Annotated in this window: 18 protein-coding genes; 6 read left to right on the top strand and 12 right to left on the bottom strand. The window is 52.9% G+C overall.

Annotated features, from left to right (window positions below; genetic code table 11):
* Positions 1-39: 39 nt before the first annotated feature.
* Together N7387_RS18125 and N7387_RS18120 are read right to left on the bottom strand one after the other, a co-directional pair.
* Positions 40-252 (bottom strand): cold-shock protein, encoded by a 213-nt coding sequence (locus N7387_RS18125; RefSeq protein WP_004240684.1) that lies wholly within the window; start codon positions 250-252, stop codon positions 40-42.
* Positions 253-505: 253 nt separating this feature from the next.
* Positions 506-1,369 (bottom strand): nickel/cobalt efflux transporter, encoded by an 864-nt coding sequence (locus tag N7387_RS18120; protein ID WP_279800575.1) that lies wholly within the window; start codon positions 1,367-1,369, stop codon positions 506-508.
* A 141-nt stretch (positions 1,370-1,510) separates the two neighbouring features.
* On the opposite strand from N7387_RS18120, the gene rcnR reads away from it, so the two are divergent.
* Positions 1,511-1,783, top strand: a complete 273-nt coding sequence (gene rcnR, locus N7387_RS18115) for a Ni(II)/Co(II)-binding transcriptional repressor RcnR (protein ID WP_004238006.1) — start codon at positions 1,511-1,513, stop codon at positions 1,781-1,783.
* Positions 1,784-1,840: 57 nt separating this feature from the next.
* Here rcnR and N7387_RS18110 read toward each other — a convergent pair whose 3' ends face one another.
* Positions 1,841-2,497, bottom strand: coding sequence for a hypothetical protein (locus tag N7387_RS18110; RefSeq protein ID WP_279800574.1), 657 nt, complete (start codon positions 2,495-2,497; stop codon positions 1,841-1,843).
* A 362-nt stretch (positions 2,498-2,859) separates the two neighbouring features.
* Here N7387_RS18110 and ydeE point away from each other — a divergent pair, with 362 nt between their 5' ends.
* From ydeE to N7387_RS18085, 5 genes are all read left to right on the top strand, one after another.
* Entirely contained in the window at positions 2,860-4,041 is a 1,182-nt protein-coding gene (gene ydeE, locus N7387_RS18105) for an efflux MFS transporter YdeE (RefSeq protein ID WP_279800573.1), read from the top strand.
* Between the two features lie 117 nt (positions 4,042-4,158).
* Positions 4,159-5,184 (top strand): methyltransferase, encoded by a 1,026-nt coding sequence (locus N7387_RS18100; RefSeq protein ID WP_279800571.1) that lies wholly within the window; start codon positions 4,159-4,161, stop codon positions 5,182-5,184.
* A gap of 207 nt (positions 5,185-5,391) precedes the next feature.
* Positions 5,392-6,429 carry a methyltransferase gene (locus N7387_RS18095; RefSeq protein WP_279800570.1) on the top strand — a complete coding sequence of 346 codons (1,038 nt, stop codon included), beginning with the start codon at positions 5,392-5,394 and terminating at the stop codon, positions 6,427-6,429.
* 82 nt (positions 6,430-6,511) lie between these two features.
* Entirely contained in the window at positions 6,512-7,858 is a 1,347-nt protein-coding gene (locus N7387_RS18090; protein WP_279800569.1) for a radical SAM protein, read from the top strand.
* Positions 7,858-8,778, top strand: a complete 921-nt coding sequence (locus tag N7387_RS18085; RefSeq protein WP_279800568.1) for a fatty acid desaturase — start codon at positions 7,858-7,860, stop codon at positions 8,776-8,778. Before N7387_RS18090 ends, N7387_RS18085 begins: the two co-directional genes overlap by 1 nt.
* A gap of 150 nt (positions 8,779-8,928) precedes the next feature.
* On the opposite strand, the gene N7387_RS18080 is transcribed toward N7387_RS18085, so the two are convergent.
* From N7387_RS18080 to N7387_RS18040, 9 genes are read right to left on the bottom strand one after another with little or no spacing between them, the layout of a single operon-like run.
* On the bottom strand, positions 8,929-9,549 hold the full coding sequence (locus N7387_RS18080) for a nuclear transport factor 2 family protein (protein WP_279800567.1): 621 nt from the start codon (positions 9,547-9,549) through the stop codon (positions 8,929-8,931).
* A 2-nt stretch (positions 9,550-9,551) separates the two neighbouring features.
* On the bottom strand, positions 9,552-10,160 hold the full coding sequence (locus tag N7387_RS18075) for a phosphatase PAP2 family protein (protein ID WP_279800565.1): 609 nt from the start codon (positions 10,158-10,160) through the stop codon (positions 9,552-9,554).
* A gap of 10 nt (positions 10,161-10,170) precedes the next feature.
* The gene (locus N7387_RS18070) at positions 10,171-11,514 is read right to left on the bottom strand and encodes a radical SAM protein (protein WP_279800564.1); all 1,344 of its coding nucleotides are present in this window, start codon (positions 11,512-11,514) and stop codon (positions 10,171-10,173) included.
* Complete coding sequence (locus tag N7387_RS18065) at positions 11,511-12,821, bottom strand: radical SAM protein (RefSeq protein WP_279800563.1); 1,311 nt, start codon at positions 12,819-12,821, stop codon at positions 11,511-11,513. The genes N7387_RS18070 and N7387_RS18065 overlap by 4 nt, the downstream gene beginning before the upstream one ends.
* The gene (locus N7387_RS18060; protein ID WP_262859752.1) at positions 12,818-13,846 is read right to left on the bottom strand and encodes a GNAT family N-acetyltransferase; all 1,029 of its coding nucleotides are present in this window, start codon (positions 13,844-13,846) and stop codon (positions 12,818-12,820) included. Before N7387_RS18060 ends, N7387_RS18065 begins: the two co-directional genes overlap by 4 nt.
* Positions 13,843-15,189, bottom strand: coding sequence for a radical SAM protein (locus N7387_RS18055; protein WP_279800561.1), 1,347 nt, complete (start codon positions 15,187-15,189; stop codon positions 13,843-13,845). The genes N7387_RS18060 and N7387_RS18055 overlap by 4 nt, the downstream gene beginning before the upstream one ends.
* Positions 15,189-16,583: a radical SAM protein gene (locus N7387_RS18050; RefSeq protein ID WP_262859750.1), complete on the bottom strand. Its 1,395-nt coding sequence runs from the start codon at positions 16,581-16,583 to the stop codon at positions 15,189-15,191. Before N7387_RS18050 ends, N7387_RS18055 begins: the two co-directional genes overlap by 1 nt.
* Positions 16,583-18,136, bottom strand: coding sequence for a GH3 auxin-responsive promoter family protein (locus N7387_RS18045; protein ID WP_279800558.1), 1,554 nt, complete (start codon positions 18,134-18,136; stop codon positions 16,583-16,585). Before N7387_RS18045 ends, N7387_RS18050 begins: the two co-directional genes overlap by 1 nt.
* Positions 18,114-18,833 (bottom strand): hypothetical protein, encoded by a 720-nt coding sequence (locus N7387_RS18040; protein ID WP_279800556.1) that lies wholly within the window; start codon positions 18,831-18,833, stop codon positions 18,114-18,116. Before N7387_RS18040 ends, N7387_RS18045 begins: the two co-directional genes overlap by 23 nt.
* Positions 18,834-19,227 lie beyond the last annotated feature (394 nt).

Here is a 19,227-nt window from a genome sequence, read left to right as displayed (position 1 = left end):
CGGAGTGAGGTTTTCAAAATCTGTTACTGACAGCGGTGATTACAGAGCAACCACGTTAGCTGCAGCCGGGCCTTTCATACCATTTTCGATGGTGAAAGAAACCTGCTGGCCTTCTGCCAGAGATTTGAAGCTGTCGCTCTGGATTGCAGAGAAGTGAACGAACACGTCTTTGCTGCCGTCAGCAGGCGTGATAAAGCCAAAACCTTTATCATCGTTAAACCATTTTACAGTACCGGTAATTGTCGCGGACATATGAATTTCCTTTAAATTGATTTTGTTGCCATAAGGCATATAGGCGGTTTGATTACGTTTTTACTTATGGGAACTATCAGAAGGAATTCACTATGAAGTGGTATCTTGGATAACGCTTGACGGAGAACAACTTAAAATCGGACTGACATAAATAGGTCTGTACTTCCAAACCAATGCCGCTATTAAGCCATATATTTTGTTATCCGGCAAGCTCTTTTTGATTTACCTTAAAATACCACACCCGCCAAAGGCATCAGTCTGCCAGCCCCATATAGCCGTGGATCCCCATATAAAGCCCGACCAGCCCTATCAGTGCCGCCGAAAAATACGGTGCTTTTTTGGCGATATCGCCGAGACCCTGCCAGCGGCGGCTGACCTGACGCAGCCCCACTGCCGTCACCACACCAACAGTAACCAGTGTCAGTGCCAGTCCGATACTAAAACTGAGCACCATGGTTGCCCCGAGGGTAAAAGCTTTCAGTTGCAGACAAATCAGCAGAACGGTAATCGCCGCCGGACACGGAATTAATCCGCCGGTCAGGCCAAACAGCAAAACCTGGCTGTTGGTGGCTTTACCGCCGGTAAACCGGGTTTTGATTTCATGGGCATGCGCTCTGGCATGTGCATCCTGATATTCGTCATCATGGTGGTCATGGTGATGCTCTGCATGATGGTGATGAGGGTCCTGGTCATGATCATGGCTGTGATGATGATCATGCTCATGATGATGATCACCGTGTGTATGGCTTTCCTGCTGCATTTCTGTCAGCCAGTTTTTTTCGCCGCGATATGTCCGCATAAACATCCAGAATGCGGTTGTCAGAATAATCACCGCCGACACCATCTGTAACCATGGCTCCACAGCCTCCGGCGTAAACCGGGCACTGATGTACATCCCGCCGAGGGCAATCAGCCAGACAATCAGGGTATGCGATAACGTTGCTGCCAGTCCCAGCATCACCGCCTGTCTGACCGTCCCTTTCACTGCAATAATAAAGGCTGCCATCATGGTTTTTGAGTGGCCCGGCTCCAGACCGTGCAGTGCCCCCAGTGCTATCGCCCCCGGGATAAAGAGCCAGGCGTTTCCCTGCTGCAATAACGAGGCAAAATCAGTCATGGTGTGTGGTTCCTGTTTTCAGAATGAAGAAAGCATGACCTCAGTATACTCCCCCCCAGTATAATTACACTACCTCTTTGTATCACGAAGATGCTACTATTTTGCCGTCACTTTCTTTTCACCTTATTTCACGGGGTTGCCATGTCACATACCATCAGGGACAGACAGAAACTTCAGAACCGCGCCAGTAAAATTCAGGGGCAGGTCAACTCACTGAAAAAAATGCTTGATGAACCGCATGAGTGTTCAGCCGTGCTGCAACAAATTGCCGCTATCCGGGGTGCGGTTAACGGACTGATGCGGGAAGTGATTAAAGGCCATCTGATTGAACATGTGGTTCATGAGGAAGATGAGGAAAAACGTCAGGGTGATCTGGATATTGTCCTGAAGGTGCTGGATTCCTATATTAAATAATCTGAAAAAATAAGGGTGATGCTTTATTTGCATCACCGCAGATAACTTACGCTAAAATTAATAGTTAAATTCTTTTATTATTTTCCTGTCGCCATCAACAATAACACTCAGCGTTATATCCTGATACTGCCCGTTATGACTGTATTTTCTTATTTTTAGCAAACAGGTTAATAAATCTCCTCCGCAGACCGCCGGGGTTAATTTAACCCGCCGGCCCTTTTTAACTGCCCTGTCCAGAATATAAGCCGGCACATAACGATGACGCTCTGCCATGGCACGGATCGCCAGTGGCGAATATCTGATTCTTTTTGTATTGTGCTGAATAATTTTGCTTTTCAGTGCCTGTATAACCGGCATATCCCGTAATGTACTGCCGCTGCTGACAGACCGGATTGTACCATAACGCATCAGCAACGATATTCGTCCGTCCGGTTCAGCCACTATACCGCTGACCAGCAGTAAATCCAGTGGTTCAGATAATGCTGATTCCGGCGCAAGTGTGCATAAACCCTGAGAATACCCATTAATATCATATACATGGTAGATATCACCCATACCATACAGGTAACCGATGCACAATCCGGCAGAGCCATCAATCACTGGCTTCACACCTTCCGGCATGACGAATCCGGCCTGTATGGCAAAAAATTCACCCTCATTGAGAGGGGACTTAAAGCTGCAGTATTGCCCGGATATTTCATCAGAATTATTCATTGACATACCCTTATAAAAATAACAACGCCTGATATTAATGCTATAAAAACCGGCTTTTTATTTTTGTTTTAAATAAATGCAGAGATAACCGTTGTCGGCTGCCAATGACAATGTTAGCTATGTTGTCTGACAATATAAAAACACGGCTGTTACAGAGATCAAATAATAACTGACAACAAACTGTCGTATTATTAATTAGGATTAATCCTTTCCGCTGTATAATTTCCTGTGACAGGGTTTCAGTCAGGTGAAGGAAACCGACGTTCACGCCGTACTGCCGTGATCGGAAGGCGCTGTACAGCGCATGATTTGCATGATATTGATCACGTGAATATTAAAATAAAAATACTGAGAATGTCACCATGCAAGCCGCCACCCGCTCCACCATTGCACTGCTCGCTTCCTCATTCTTAATTACTATCGGACGGGGTGCCACCATCCCGTTTATGGCGATTTATCTCAGCCGTCAGTATGATATGGCGGTGGATCAGGTCGGGATGGCACTGACCGTCGCACTGACAACCGGTGTGCTGTTCAGTCTCGGCTTCGGCATTATTGCTGATAAATTTGATAAAAAACGCTATATGCTGATGGCAATTGTGGTTTATATCGCCGGGTTCATTGCCATTCCGCTGACTCACCATATCGCGCTGGTTGTTGTCTTCTTTTCACTGATTAACTGCGCCTACTCGGTCTTTGCTACGGTACTGAAAGCCTATTTTGCTGATACGCTGCCACCGGCGCGCAAAACCAAAGTCTTTTCCCTGAACTACACCTTCGTCAATATGGGCTGGACCGTCGGGCCGCCGATCGGTACCGGGCTGCTGATGTACAGTGCGGATCTGCCATTCTGGCTGGCGGCCTGTACTGCCTCATTCCCGATATTCTTTATTCAGCGTTTTGTCCGCAGCGTGCCGCCTTCCGCTTCCGGCAGCAACAGTACCGCCTGGCGGCCTTCTGTCATGCTGCATGATAAAGCTCTGCTCTGGTTTACATTATCCGCTTTTCTCGGATCACTGGTGTTCGGTTCGTTTTCCGCCTGTATTTCCCAGTATGTCCTGACGGTGGCAGATACCACACTGGCGGAAAAGGTGATTGGCGTGGTACTGCCGGTTAATGCCGCCGTGGTGGTTTCACTGCAATATATGGTCGGCCGCCGGATCAGTACCGATAATCTGCAAAAGCTGATGACACTCGGCACACTCTTTTTTATGGCCGGGCTGGCCGGATTTATGATGTCAGGCAGTAACCTTGTGTTCTGGGGAATTGCCGCATTTGTCTTTACTCTCGGTGAACTGATTTATGCACCGGGTGAATATATGCTGATCGACAACATTGCGCCGGACGGCATGAAATCCAGCTACTTTTCCGCCCAATCCCTCGGCTGGCTCGGTGGTGCCTTTAACCCGCTGCTGACCGGCGGTGTGCTGACCTATTTCCCGCCAAATACCCTGTGGCTGCTGCTGATTGGTGTTTCTGCCTGCGCCTGGTTATGTATGATGCGCGGCCTGAAAATCAGCCGAAACAGGCTTATTCACCACTGAATTCTTGATTCACTTATCATTAATTAATAATACTTCAGATTCTGATGCGGTCATTTTCTGCCACTACGCTATTCTTCACCTTATTATTTAGTTTAATTTAATTAATGAGGTTTTTTTATGTCAAAAAATATATCAATGACACATGATGAAGAGATAACACTACTCCGTATAATGGATCTCGCAATGAGTTTTACTCTGCCCGGATGTTTGCGCACTGCCGTACAACTGCATCTTGCTGACCTTCTTTCAGAAGGGCCCCGTTCTGTTGATTGGCTGTCTGAACAGACAAAAACACATTCTGCATTACTGCATAAAGTATTACGGATGCTGGTTGCTAATGGTATTTTCAGTGCTGTTGATGATCATCATTACGCCATAAATGCTGAAGCAAAATTTCTCAAATCAGATCATCTTTACTCCCAACGCCACACTATTCTTATGCTGACGGATGAAACATTATGGAAACCGGTTGGTCAGGTTACAGATGCCATTCAGGGCAATCCGCCTTTTGAGAGTTATTATGGTGAATCATTCTATGAGTACTGGGAAAAAAATACACGACGCGATTACAACTTCCCGTCCGGAATGTCCGCATTGTCTGAAATTGAAAACCATTTTGTTGTGAATACCTATAAGTTCCCGGAAAATAGCCGTGTGATAGATATCGCCGGAGGGCTGGGCGGATTACTGCTGCGTATCCTGCGGATAAACCCGTCACTTCACGGTATCCTGCTTGATCGGGAACATGTACTGCAGCAGAACCGTTTGGGTGAACTGAACGATAATTCACGCTGGCAGGCAGTCTCTGGTGACCTGTTCGGTACCCTGCCGGAAGCTGATATTTATATACTGAAAAACATCATGCAGGACTGGCGGGATGAACGAGCACTTGTCATACTGAAAAACTGCCGGAAATCTATGCGCGGAGACAGTAAACTTCTTATTATTGAACCGGTTATCTACCCGGTTGAAAAAACAGATTCCCGTTATGCGATGGATATCCTTTGCCTGGCTGCTTTCCCTGAAGCAGGTGAACGAACCATTCCTGAGTTTGAAATATTGCTGGCAAAAACCGGACTGAAAATCAATAAACTGATCCCGACAGGTTGCTATGTTTCTATCCTAGAAGTTGTTGCGGCCTGATCTTTGATCCGAAACAGGCTTATTCACCACTGAATTCTTGATTCACTTATCATTAATTAGTAATACTTCAGATTTCGATACGGTAATTTCCTGATTCCGGGCTACCCTCCTTATATTGTTTAATTTTATTTAACATACGGAGTGCCGTATACCGCAGCAGGCACTCTGACCAGCCCTGTTATTTCATGTCTGAAAGGAGTTACCTCTATGTCTTATACTGAACCGGATTTGATGAGTTCCGCAGAAGAGCAATCCGTCATCCGTATCCTGAACGCCACCCTCGGGCTGGCACTGCCCGGCTGTTTGCGGGTTGCGGCAGAGCTGAATATTGCCGACCATCTGGCTGGCGGCCCGCTCTCTGTCACCACACTGGCAGAGAGTACCGGCTCAGATCCGGATAATCTGCGCCGCATTCTGCGGATGCTGGCACTGAACGGTATTTTCACCGGCACGGATGATGATGGTTACCGGCTCTCTCCGGATGCGGAATTTCTCCGCAGCGACCACCCCTGCTCACAGCGGGATGCGGTTCTGACACTGACAGACAATACTTACTGGTCAACCATCGGCCAGCTGAATGAATCCGTTCGCGGTGAACTGAACTTCAAAAAACGGTTCGGAAAAACCTTCTATGAATATCAGGCCACCAAACCCAATCGTGATGACAGCTATAATTTTCCGTCCGGGATGTCTGCCCTGTCAGAAATGGAAAACTATTTTATCACCCGCGCTTATGACTTCCCGTCATCGTGCCATATTGCCGATATCGGCGGCGGCGAAGGCTCACTGCTGCTGCGGATTTTGCGCAGTGACCCGACACTGACCGCCACCCTGTTTGACAGCCCGCATGTGGTGTCGGACAAATACCTGTCTCAGCTGGGTGACGATTCCCGCTGGTCGCTCGACGGCGGTGATTTCTTTAAATCCGTGCCGCAGGCGGATATGTATCTGCTGAAAAAAGTTATTTTTAACCAGGATGATACCAACGCCCTCGCCGTACTGAAAAACTGCCGCAACGCCATGAAACCGGACAGCAAACTGCTGATCATCGAATCTGTTGTGCATCCGGAAACCAACCCGGCGGCGCATTACGGTATGGGTATTCTCTGTATGGCGATCCTGCCCGGCGGCGGTGAACGGACAATACCGGAATTTGAGGCACTGCTGGCTGAAGCAGGACTGAAAATAAACCGCCTCATCCCGACAGAGTGCTATATCTCTGTACTTGAAGTGGTTGCGGCCTGATCTTTGATCCGGCACAGTGCGTCCCCCGGCGTACTGTGCCATTGTAAAAGGCCTTATGTCATATGCGGAGCAGGAAGCACCGGTGAGAATATTACTGATTTTGCCGTTTGACAGGACTTACCGCTACCGGAAAAGCGCGTTTTCCGTGGCGATCAGTTACGCCCCGCTGACCCTTATCACCCTCGCCGCCCTGGTTCCCCCGCATCTGAATGCAGAGCTGACCCTCTGTGATGAAGGCGTTTCCCCGCCGGTCACCGCCGGCGATTTTGATCTGGTGGTGATCACCGCCACCGCCTCCTCCTCCCCCCGCGCCTATGCGCTTTGCCGTTACTGGCGCGAACGCGGGGCAAGAACCGCAATGGGCGGTGCGCACGTCACACTGCAGCCTGATGACGCCGCGCAGCATGCTGATACCGTCCTCATTGGTGCCGGTGAATTTATCTGGCCGCAATTTTTGCAGGATATGGCTGACGGACAGCCGCAGCCGCGTTATCAGCACCGCCCTGAGCGCGGCTTTCTGCCGATGCCGGTGCCGCGCCGTGATCTGCTGCCGCCCCGCGCCTATATGAATATCGCCACTATTATTGCTGACCGTGGCTGTCCGCTCGCCTGTGAATTTTGCTCTGTACAGCATCAGTGGGGACGCAAAGGCACGGCACGTCCGGTGACGGAGGTGATTGACGAGATAAAACAGAGCGGCAGACAGCGCTGGATATTCCTCGACCCTAATCTGTACGCTGACCGGCGATACAGTCTGGAACTGTTCCGGGCACTGATCCCGCTGAAAATCCGCTGGTCGGGACTGGCGACTCTCAATGTGACCGATGACGACGAAGTTTTCCGGGCTCTGTGTGACAGCGGCTGTGAAGGGCTGCTTATCGGGCTGGAAAACCTCAGTCAGCAGACCATGACGGCCACCGGCAAGAATTGTAATCAGGTCAGCGAATACCGCCGTCAGCTCCGGCGGCTGCGCGATAACCGGATTGCCGCACTCGGCTGTTTTGTGCTCGGGTTTGATGAAGACACCCCGGAGAGCATCCGCGATACGATACGGCAGATCCCCTCTCTCGGGCTGGATCTGGTGCGTTTTTCTGTTCTCACCCCGCTGCCGGGCACACGCCTGTGGCAGCGGATGGCGGAAAACGGCCGCTTAATCACACAGGACCTGAGCCTGTATGACAACGAACATGTGGTTTTTCAGCCGCAAAATATGTCACCGGAAACCCTGCAATCCTTACTGCACGAGGCCTGGCGGGAAACATACCGTCTGACAGCGATTCTGCGCCGGGTATTGCACCGCCCGGGCAGCCGCTTTATCCGCCTGGCGGCCAATCTCGGCTTCCGGTTGTATGCCCGCCGGTTACGCCACGAAAAAACCGGGTTGTTCAACCCGGCAATAGTGACGAATAACACAAGGAAAACAGACTGATGCGTCTTTTACTCAACAGTATTCTGCTGATTTTTTCGATGACTGCCGCAGCGGCCTGTTTATGGGGAGTGAGCCATCTCGCCTGGTATTATGCGCTGCCTGCCCTGATGGGTTTTATGCTGATCAACAACATGCCGTTTGCTATTCTGCATGAAGCGGTACACGGCGTGGCCGCACGTTCTGCCACCGATAACCGCGCCATCGGGATTATTGCCGCATGGGCATTTCCGACTTCCTTTACCCTGCAACGCCGCGCACACCTGAATCACCATAAAAATAACCGGACGGATAAAGAGCTGTATGATTATTACCTGCCAAACCAACCGCGCTGGCTGCGTAATATCTGGATGTACGGCGGTAATCTGCTCGGGTTGTACTATTTTTGCGTACTGTTCGGCAATCTTCTCTGGTTTATTGCGCCGGGCGTATACCGTTCACGGGTGTTTGTCACCAAAATCGCCCCGGCGCTGGGCTTCGGGTCACAGGTACCGGAACTGGCAAAACTGCCGCCGCTGACCATCTGGTGTGAACTGCTCGGTGCATTTCTCTGGCAGGCACTGCTGTTTTGGGTGCTGGATTTAAGTGCGGCGGGTTATCTGCTCTGTCTGTGGGCTTTTGCGCTGCACTGGTCGGCTCTGCAATATGCAGATCACGCCTGGAGCCGCCGCGATGTGATGAACGGCGCGTGGAACCTGAAAGTTCTGCCGGTCTCCCGCTGGCTGGCACTGAATTATCACTGCCACCTCGCACACCACCAGCACCCGCAGGCACCGTGGTATGAACTGCCGTCACTGGTGGATGACCAGCCGCGCCCGACCTTCTGGCGTGTTTATTTCACCATGTGGCGCTATGGTGTGCGCCCTGCACCGCAAATGGGAGCGGCGGCGGATCTGGATTTTCTGTTTCCGCCGGAAAAATAAAAGGGACGATGATTTCTGTCAGTCCGTGCAACGTCTGATAACGGGCAAAACGAAAAGTCGCTGTAAATACATCCCTGTACGCTCAGGCGCGTCATCCATGACGCGCATGCTTTTCGTTCACCTGCCCGTTACCCGACGACTCACATAACATTATGATTTCTTTCCGGCTTCTGCCACCGGTTTTACCGCACTTCTCCGGCGGAACAGCGCAATACCGGCCAGCAGACCAATCACCAGACCACCCGCCCCGTACATCATGCCCTGTAAAGCATAACGGGTTTCATTCAGCAGCGGGTTATCCGTGAAATCGGTGCCGATATGAATGGTGCGGATTTTCCATGCACCGTCCTCAAGCGCAACCGTTGCTGTCCAGCGGGTCGGAAAATCGTAGGTACGCCCGTCACTGAGCTGATATTTTTCCATCCCTTTACCGTAGGCGATACCCCAGGTTTTATCCGGGGATAACTCTGTCACCACATCGGCGTTAAAACTGATATTCAGTTTTTTCAGGAATTTGTCCGGCCCGAACCAGGATTCAAAATACGGTTTTATTGCTGCTTTGCCGGAGATAAACTCCTGAGTGATGGGTGTGGCACGCAGATTCTCACTCATCACCGGCAGCATTTTGTCATAATCACCGCTGTTGATAGCATTTTCCACGGTGCCGATCACCTGCCGGAGTTCATCGTGGATAGCACCATCCTCTTCACCCGGCTGCGCGTAAACCGAAAAACTGAATATCATTAACGCACTGATAATTATCCTTTTCATCACTATTTCCTCATCATATATGAAACCGTTACCGCCAACAGCAGGCCGGTGACCACATCCGCCACATGGTGCTGATGAACCAGCAGCACAGACAGCACAATCAGTACCAGCCACAACAGAAACAACAGCGTCAGCCCGCGTCCGGTATGGCGGACAATGGCCAGCACCGCTGCACACGACCAGGCCACATGCAGGGACGGCACCAGATTATGCGGGTGATCCAGTGCAAACAGTGTCGTGTACATCGTCTGATACAACGGAGATTCCGGCACCCGGCGGACAAAACCGAGCTGCGCCGGAAACAGAAAAAAGATCACGCCGCCCAGTAATGTCATCACCATAAAGGTAAGTGCCAGCTGCCGGTGCTCCCGGCGCGGCAGAAACAAAACCGGCATCAGAATAATCAGGTAAAACGAGCAGTACACCCAGATAAAGCCGGGCACAAACGGGATATGAAGTTCAGCCGGAAGCCACAGGGCATAGAGGCTTTCGCGCCCGGCAGTATACGCATTCATCAGCGGGTAAACCGTGAAAAACACCACACTGACCGGAATACACCACAACAGATAGCTGATCACCCGGCGGGAAAAGGGATCCTGCTCAGTATTCATTCATCCCCCCTTATTTTAAACCAAAACGCATCCGGTGTTTTTTATGCACCTCTTTGCGGAATAACAGGGTATAACGCCAGAATGTTGCCATGCGCGATACCGATTGCAGCGTCAGACGCAAATCAGAAAAACGGCGGATAATCGACGGCACACTGTTAAAACGGCTGCGCGCGGCATGGCACAGTTCCGTCAGGGTTTCGGGGCTCATGTTTGCGGGCTGAAAGGCCGCCTGATTAAAACGGTATTCCGGATGCAGCCACCATTTCCCGTCAAACAGCAGGCGGTTTTCCTGCGCCAGCTGCTGATACAGCGGTGTGTTCGGGTACGGCATCAGAATGTTATAGGCGGCGAAAGCAAAACGGTTTTTCAGGGCAAATTCAACGGTATCTTCCACGGTCGCGGCGGTATCATGATCGTATCCCAGGGTAAACGCCGCCCAGGTCTGTAACCCGAAATCCCGTAATGCCGAAATTTCCTCGCGGTACTGTGAAAATATCCGCATGTTCGGCGATTTTCGCGCATCACGCAGACTGTCCGGGTTGATGGATTCAAATCCCATCACATTACCCCAGCAGCCGCTCTGCTGTAATAGCGACATCAGACGGCGGTTGCGGGTCATATCCAGGCTTGCCTGGCTTATCCAGTGAACATTCAGCGGGATCAGCGCACTGCACAGTTCACTCAGCTCGCGGTGGTCAGACGCAATATTGTCATCAACAAAAAAGATAAACTTCGATTTCTGTGTTTCAATCTCCCGCACCACTTCATCGATCCGGCGGATATAGTGCTGCCGCCCGAAATAACGGCTGACCGCACAGAAGCGGCAGGCAAAACGACAGCCGCGGGTAAACTGCATCAGGCTGATCGGCAGATACCCTTTCCCCCGGAAGATATCCCGGCGCGGCAGACAACCGCACCGGTTATGATCGACCTGACCAACCCCTGCGGGGGCAGCATAGCGCGGCTTCAGGCGGCCTTTCTCCGCATCGCGGATCATCTCTGTCCAGCGGGTTTCCGCGTCACCGGTAAAAAGGCTGTCGCAATGCTGCGCGACTTCCTCCGGTAACAGTGTGGCGTGGATACCCCCCATCACCACCCGCACATCACGGGCCCGGTATTCCGACGCAATCTCATAAGCGCGGCGGGCGGTAAAGGTCTCCACCGTGATCGCGACCAGATCCGCCGGTTCATCATAAGGAATCGCTTCCATCCTGTCGTCATACAGCACCACGTCCACATCCGGCGGCGTCAGACCGGCGAGCACACCGAGCATCAGTGGCTCCATCCGCCCCTCATCCACATACAGGCTGTGCTCCTGACGTCCGATATTCGGTTTAATCAGTATCAGTTTCACCCTTTTTCTCCCGGGTGTATTCCCTGCTTGCGGGCGATATCGCGGTGCGAGGCGATATTATAAAGCCAGGCGACCAGCAACGTGCGCCAGCGGCCCCGGCTGCCGGAACGGCACAGGCGCCGGATAATGGATGTATAACGGTAAAAACGGGTGCGGGCATAAAAACACCCGGCAGCCAGCTCCGCAATACTCATCCCGCCCGGGCGAAAAGCCGGTTCGCCGTAACGGAAATCCGGATCGAGCCACCAGGCCGGATAAATCAGCCGCCCTTCTGCCTCGAGCCGGGCGTACAGCGCCGTACCGGGGGTCGGGATCAGCAGATTGAAATTGGCAATCGCCAGTTTGTTATTCTCCGCAAACGCCAGTGTGCTGCGGAGTGTCTCCGGCGTATCTTCGTCATAGCCGAAAATAAAAGTACCGTAAACACAGATGCCACGCCGGTAGAGCGCCGCCAGCACCGCAGCATAATCCGCTGCCGCATGACTGCGGGATTTTCCCATCCGCTTCAGCGTGGTTTCATTCAGGCTTTCAAACCCGATCAGCACAAAACAGCAACCGGCTGCGGCCAGTTTATCCAGCATCTCCTCATTACGGGCGATATCGATACTTATCTGACATCCCCAGCGGCGTTTCAGCGGTGTGAGCATGGCCAGCAGTTCATTCAGCGCCCGTTTACCGGCAAAGAGATTGTCATCCACAAAAATCAGAAACCGCTTTGCAGGCAGAGATAAAATTTCATTCCGCACCTCATCCACCGGCCGGGTACGCACACCTTCCGGGTAAAATGCGTGGATAGAGCAAAAATCACAGGCAAACCGGCAACCGCGCGAAAACTGCACCAGCGACACCGGCGCGTAGCGTTTGCCCGCAAAGACAGTCCGGTCAATACGGTAACCGGCAAGCGGGCGGTCATGCGCTCCCCGGTAACGGGGCTTCAGCGCATTCTGTTCACAATCCGCCAGCATCTGTTCCCACGCCCCTTCCGCATCACCGAGCAACACGCTGTCTGCATGCTGCAGTGCTTCATCCGGCATAAAGGTGACATGACAGCCGCCCATCACCACGGTTTTACCCTGGTTGCGGAACCGGTCAGCCAGCTGATAACTGCGCCGCGCAGTGAACGTTTCCACCGAAATGGCAATCAGATCCGCATCCGGCAGTAATTCCGGAATGTTATCCAGCCGGTCATCATAAAATGTCACCCGGTGCCCCGGCGACAGCGCAGCCAGAATGCCGATCGCCAGTGGCGTCATGGCATCTTTCGTGCGGTAATCCCCCATGTTCGGGTAGATAAGCACGATATTCACAGCAACGCTATCTCCGGCCAGACAATGCGGCCGTCCCACTGCGGCGCGGCGGTCAGATCGACGCCGTAAATCCGGGTACGGTAAACCGATGCCCCGGTGCGTTTAATCACATCATTGGTGCAAATATGCCCGGACGGCAGCCCGACAGTCATAATCGGCGTAGTGCAATGCAGTAACGCTTCCTCAATCAAATCCGGCAGTTTGGTATCGTCAGTACAGGCCAGGAATGACAGGAAACTCTGCGGAACCACCTCTCCCGCCGCCGGCATCTGCGGTCGCCGGGTCATCCCGGCAAAGGCGTTATAAAGCGGGCGCAGCATCTTCATTTTGCCGGAGTAACCGGCCACAATCACCTGTTTGAATGACCGCTGATCCCAGAGCATGCCGCAGGCCACCAGCTGCCCGTTCTGATAACTGCCGAGCACCGTGATGCCGGTCTGCTGCATCGCTTTCAGGTTCAGTGCCGGTGCCAGCTGACGGGACACGGATTCTTCAGCAAAGAAGCGGATCACATCCGTGTAATCTTCCGGCGGCACCACTTTCCACAATCCGCGGTTTTTACCTCTGCTTTTGCTGATCGCCAGTGTGCTCATGCTGCTCAGCGGCCGGTAGAGCGGCAGCCCTTCCACTCCCCGCTCCAGCAGGCGCCGGGCCAGTACATTATTTTCTGCAATGCTGGTGTAACAGTGATCCGGTGTCGGCAGCTGACGCAGATAAGAAAATCCGGCCTGTAACACTTTCAGATGATTACGGTATTTCGGGACAATACGCAGACTGCCGAGATAGCCCATTTGCGCTTCTTCGCCGTTAACCCGGCCGGTCTGTATACTCAGCTGGCACATACCGACCAGAGTATCACCGTCCCTTGCCAGTGCCGGATAGATCTCACCGAAATCGTCTTTCGGGGAAAAATAACCGGGCCGCCGGGTCATCACCAGCTCCCAGTCACCCTGCATGGCATTCTCTTCAAGGAGCCTGAGTAAGTCCGCGATATGCTCCGTTGTCGCGTCAATAACCTCTATCATTTAACCTCTGCTAATTTACCCTGCCAATTCTCATCACCGAGCGGATAGCCGTTACGGCAGCTGATTTCACGGTGATGCAGCCAGTTAATCGGGAAATAGTTGCGAAACATAAAGAAATCGCCCCGGTTACGCCAGCTGCGCTGAAGAATTGAACGTGAACTGTAAAATGCCTTCCTTGCTGAGAGGCACCCCTGCGTTACTGCCTCCGGCGATAGCTGTGCCGGACTGAACGGCAGTTCGTTGTAGCGGTAGTTATCATCGAGCCACCAGTGCTCAAAGCGCAGACGATTTTCCTGCGCCAGCCGCGCATAAAGCGGCGTTCCCGGAAACGGCGTCATATGGTTAAATGCCGCAATATACATGCTCTGTTCGCGGGCATAAGCCACCGCCTCGCCGAATGAGTCCGGCGTATCGTGGTCATAGCCGAACACAAATGTGCCGTATACGGCAATATGATGGCGGCGCAGATTTGCCAGTGCCTGACTGTAGCCGCCCTTCATGATGTTAAAGCCTTTTTTCATCTGCCGCAGATTGGCTTCATTCAGGGATTCAAAGCCAATCAGCACCCCCCGGCAGCCTGCCTGTGACAATGCGCGGACAAATTCCTCATCATGCGCGGCATCAATACTCATCTGGGTCACCCAGCGGATCCCGGCGTTCGCCAGTGCAGGCAGAAACTCACGGCTTTCCCGCAGACTGCCTGCGAAATTATCATCCACAAAGAAAAACAGATTTTTTGTGCCTTTGAGACCCGCCAGCTCCCGCAGTACATGATCCGGATCGCGCCGCCGGTAACGCTGCTGATAGAACGACTGTACTGCGCAGAACTCACAGTGAAAACGGCAGCCGCGCCCGGTTTCCACCAGCCCTATCGGCAGATAACGTTTCCCCGCAAACAGGCTGCGGTCAACACGGATACTGCGCAGATCGGTTTGTGTTCCGTGATATTCCCGCTGCAGTGTGCCGTGGCGTAAATCATCAATCATGGTTTCCCAGACAGATTCCGCCTCTCCGGTGATAATGACGTCCGCAAAGCGTTTTACTTCCTCCGGCATCAGCGTGGCATGGAATCCGCCCATCAGTACCGGCACACCGCGCTTTCTGTATTCACTGGCTATCTGATAGGCGCGCTTTGCGGTGTAAGTTTCGACTGAAATTGAGATCAAATCTGCCGGTTCATCAAACGGGATCAGCTCAAGCCGATCGTCATAAAACCGCGTATCAATATCCGCCGGTGTCAGCCCTTTCAGTGCCGCGACCGGCAGCGGCTCCATCTGCCACGATCGCAGATAGGTTTCGCCGCGCCGGTGGCCGATCGCAGGATGAATAAAGGTCAGGCGCATCAGTGGCTGCCCGACTTCGCCGGACGGTGCTCAACCGGCCAGTCACAGGTATAATACTGATGCAGGTGATGCGCATAGAAGCGGTAACCCAGGTTTGCCGTCAGCGCCAGCGGTTTAAAATTACGCGCCTGCCACAGCCGTTTCGCAATACTGCGGTAACGGTACACTTTTTTCCAGGCGCGTTCGTGCCCCAGCTCCAGCTCACGCGCACTCATCAGCGCCGGACGGAACACCACATGCTGCGCGTCATACAGTGACCAGTCCGTGGTTAAAATACGCTGTTCTTCCTCAAGGCGCTTAAACAACGGCGTCCCCGGGAACGGTGTCAGCACGGAGAAACGCGGCAAATCAATGCCGGCGTCGATGGCCAGATCCACCGTGCGGTCAAACACATCAGTCGTATCGTGATCCAGACCAAACACAAAACAGCCCTGAATCGCAATCCCCAGCCGGTGCAGGTCACCAATCAGTTCTTTATAATCCACCGAGCCGTTAAACTTCTTCCCGGCATCTTTCAGGCTGCCGTCACTGACCGTTTCCAGCCCCAGCAGCAACCCTTTACAACCGCTGCGGGCCATCAGCTCCATCAATTCGTGATTGTGGGCTATCAGCACGGTGGATAAACCGAACCACTGAATATTCAGCGGGATCAGCGCGGTAAACAGTCGTTTGGCATAACCGATATCTGACACCAGGTTCAGATCGACAAAAATCACTTTTCGTTTGCCGGTACGCGCCACATAACGGCGGATATCCTCAACCACCCACGCCACCGGATGCTGAAATTGCTTGCGCCCCCAGGCACTCGGCGCGACACAAAACTCACAGTTGTGCGCACAGGAACGGGTTGCCTCAAAAACGCCCTGGGTAAGAAAGTGTTTTGCATCAAACCGCTCACGTTCCGGAAACGGCAAATCCGGGATATCAAGGGTAAAATCAGCCCCCTGGCGGTATTCGCGCTGCATATTACCCGCCATAAAATCGCGGATAAGCTGTGGCCAGCTCTGCTCGGAATAGCCGGTGCAGACCGTATCAGCGTGCTGCAGTGCCTCCTGCGGCAACAGTGTGACATGCGGCCCGCCAAGCACAACGGGAATATTTTTCGCCCGCATCTGCGCCGCCAGTTCATAAGCACGCGGCGCGTTCCCGGTGATCACCGTCATTGCCACCAGGTCAGCGGTGAAATCCTCCGGCAGTTCCTCAATACTTTCATCGATCAGACGGATATTAACCGGCAGGGATTTCGGCACCAGTGCAGAAAGGGTGGTCAGCGTCAGCGGCTGATAACGCAGCGAACGTTTGAAAATTCCGCCCCGTTTGCGGTACAGCGGCCCTTTCGGCGAAAGCAGCACCAGATCCAGCGGCCGTTGCGGCGTATAAACAGTCTGTGTCATCACAGAAACTCCCTGATCTCAAACATGGCACGCCAGTCAGGCGAGGTCAGCAAGGCCGGGATTTTAATTTCTCCCAGCCGTTTTCCCCGTTGCAGCTGCCGGTGAAAATAGTGCTCCGCCGGTTGATGCAGGCGGAAGAATGTCAGCGGTTTCAGTTGTCCGATACGACGGGCGTAGTGATACTGCGGATTGGTACACAGATAGCGTTCAGTGTCCTCACAATATGCCTGTGCCTGTGTCTCAGTGCAGGTATCGCTGAGCAGCAGTACATAACCCTGCTCATCCGCTGCCAGTACGGCAAAATCCTGCGATGGCGGTAAACAGGCACAAACGAACGGCTCAGTCAGTTTTTCCCCGACCAAATCACTGCATATTCCGTCACGCCCGCAAAAACGCAACTGCGGCAGCCCTTCCGGCGTGTGGCCGGTACACAACACCCGATCATCGGTCTGATAGCGGTACAGCCCGCTGTTTGTGGTGACAATCACACTGTATGTTTCACCGGGCAGTAATTCATCCGCTAAACATATCTGCCCGCTATCCCGGCGGAATTCATAAAAATTACTGTCTGCACTCAGCTGCGGGTCACCGTCGTCAGACGGAACCGTGATCACCGCCTCGGTGGAAAGCAGCCCTTTACCCTGAAGTGTCACGCCGGGAAAGCGCATCATCAGTGCCTGTGCCGGTGAAGCGGACGCCGCCTGATCCCAGCAGCTGATCAGCGCCAGCTGCGGCCATAACAGTGCAGTATTTTGCTCCTGCAGATAACGCCGGTAACGCACCAGCGCCGCCGGGTCAGCCTTCAGAGAATGCCCAGCCATCTCCCCGCCGTCGCGCAGCAGTGCGGAAATCTCAGCCTGCCGGGTATCAAGAGCCGTGAGCAGCGGAAATAAAAATACCGGGCTCCAGACGGATATCAGACGTAAATCCGGGCACTGCAACAGATAAATCAGGGTCAGTAACTGCCAGTCTGCCGCATTCTCAACCTGTGCCAGTGTCAGCGGCACAGCCGATAATTCACTGAACGCCGCCAGATTATCAGTCCCCAGATAAAGCGCATCACCGCCGCCGACCGGGATACCACAGGGCGTTTTTGTCGTTCGTGTCACTGCCGGGCTGAGCGCCCAGTAAACATGGCCGGTAGTCAGATCAAAACGGCGGGTCACATCCCGCAACCAGCCGGTAACGGCGAGACGAAAATCAGTTAACCCGGCAGCAGTATAAGGCAGCAGTTTGCCGCCGCTGTAACTGCCGCCGGTCAGCTCAAATGCCGGGACCGGCGCACTGCACAGCAGGTTTTTTTCCCCGGTCGTCATCCGGGTAATAAAGGGGCTTAACTCAGAATAGGTTGTCAGAGGGACGTTCTGCTGATAATCCGTCACGGATTTTACAGCGGAAAAATGATACTGCCGCCCGTATTCACACGTCGCATTCGCCGCCAGACAGGCGGTTAACCAGCGGAACTGCCTCTCACGCAGCGTGCCCTGCGATGAAACAGACGGCATTCCGGCACGGAAATGCTGCCAGGCATTATCCATAGCAGAACTCAACATCAGGCTCTTCAAACAGTGACTGATAACGTTTTGCCACATTATCAGGCGAAATCTCACACAAGCAGACCAGTTCATGACCGCAGACATAATGCGGGTTTTTATGCAGGAAAAAGGCAACGTCCGGCTTACTGCGCTGCGCGTCAGTAACCGTTGCCATTGTGCGGTTCAGATAGCCAAATGCTGACGGGCATTCCACCACACCGCGCGCCGGGTTATAGAGTGAGCCGAATTTATCTTTTGCCAGTTCCGCCACCAGCCGTGCCAGTTCCGGCTCTTTGACATTGCCGTTCCAGTGCGGATAAAAGGTCTGTGCAAGCGTGCTCATGTACCGGTAAGTGCGCACGCCCTTCACCAGCAAAAACCAGAACACCCGTTCGCCGGGGTATTCACTGCGCAAAAGCGCAATACGCCGCAGCCAGGCACCGTGCAGCGTCTGCTGCTTCCAGTGGGCGGGATGCACAATCGTATCGCCGGAATAGACAATCCGGTGTCCGCGGAACGGGTAAAACTGCAGGGTACTGAACCCGGCCATCTCATCCCCTGACATCATAAACAGGACTTCCTGTTTATGATCGAGATCGGATAAAAACTGTGCGCCGTCACTGCCGGTGTAATACATAAAATAGAGTGAGGCCATCTCCTGACGCTGCGCCGGTGTCAGGGTTTTTACAGGCTGAAAAAATGCGCGATACGACATTCCGCCGTCTCCTCCGGTAAATTTACCCGCACTGCCGCTTTTCCTTAAGTGGAATGCCTATCTTAGCGACCTTCATTTCAGAAACAATCAGCGATACCTGAATCTTTGTTTAATATCATGAAAAAACATTGCATATGCTGTTTACGCACCTTTTCCTGCCGGAGCGGGCCGCCAGCGTATCCGGGATAATTCTTCTTATTGATAAAATAATGATAATTTCGGATTAATAAGATTGTCATTATTTTATTATGCGTCATTCTGCGTCAATCAGACTTCCCCCATATTTCAGCAGCCGGATTTCACAGTATCATTACTGGACAATTTCCCGGCATTCCGCTGTTCAGGGAACACTCCCGGCCTGTAACCGGTGCCGGAGCGGAAGCCTCCGTAGTTC

This window comes from Morganella sp. GD04133 (genome assembly GCF_029835375.1).
Classification (GTDB): Bacteria; Pseudomonadota; Gammaproteobacteria; order Enterobacterales; family Enterobacteriaceae; genus Morganella; species Morganella morganii_B.
This window is presented reverse-complemented; position numbering and strand designations above follow the sequence as displayed.